Consider the following 935-nt stretch of genomic DNA (forward strand, 5'->3'; position numbering starts at 1 on the left):
TTTCATAAAGATATCCTTTATTTAATTCGGTTTTGTTAAATGAACATTAAATTTTTATCTTGCAAGCATGATTTTTAGAACGTTGTAGATAAGTACTGTCAGCTACTCTATAAGCACCACGCTGTATAAGCACAATGTATAAAAGCAATGCTTGCTGTTGATAGGAGTTATCTTACGACAGTTAAAGGTTGCGAACATTTATGAAGTATTAAGAAAAGTAACGTTTATAGCGTATTGATAAGCACATGCCTGATAATATGGGTGATAACGCTATTAAGGCTCAAGGAGACAGATGTGCCAAATATATTGCTAGGTGATGATGACGAAGAGTTGACCCAGTTATTACAAGAATACTTGCACAATCATGGCATTCAATGTGACTGCGTTCATGATGGTGAGGCGGTCATCCAGAAGCTTAAAACCGCATCTAATGATACTTCTGCTTATGATTTGCTGGTACTTGATATTATGATGCCTAAAATCGATGGGCTTAGTGTGCTGCGTCAGTTGCCAAATGTTAGTGATATTCCAGTCATTATGTTGACGGCAAAAGGTGAAGAGATTGATCGTATCATTGGGCTTGAGCTTGGCGCTGATGATTACATTACTAAACCCTGCAATCCGCGTGAGTTGCTGGCACGCATCAATGCCGTTATCAAGCGCACTAATGCGGCAGCATCAGAGCATACGCCGCTACCAGAGAGTCGTTTGCATCTGAATCAAAATCAGCGACTTTGTCAGATAGATGGCGTAGAGCTACAAGTGACGGGGACAGAATTTGATTTGTTAGTCGCGCTACTCAAACAAAAAGGCGAGGTGGTGAGTAAGGCATGGCTATCAGAGCATGTGTTGCAGCGTGAACTGCAGCCGTTCGATCGTAGCCTTGATGTACATGTCTCGCGCCTGCGCAAAAAACTCCAACCTTTCCACGATGA

1 protein-coding gene is annotated in these 935 nt (G+C 41.7%); it reads left to right on the forward strand.

Going from position 1 to position 935, the window contains the following annotated elements:
- Positions 1-294: 294 nt before the first annotated feature.
- On the forward strand, positions 295-935 hold a 641-nt coding region (locus ACS8FD_RS17675), incomplete at its 3' end, for a response regulator transcription factor (RefSeq protein WP_439276813.1).

Source organism: Psychrobacter sp. 1U2 (genome assembly GCF_051847575.1).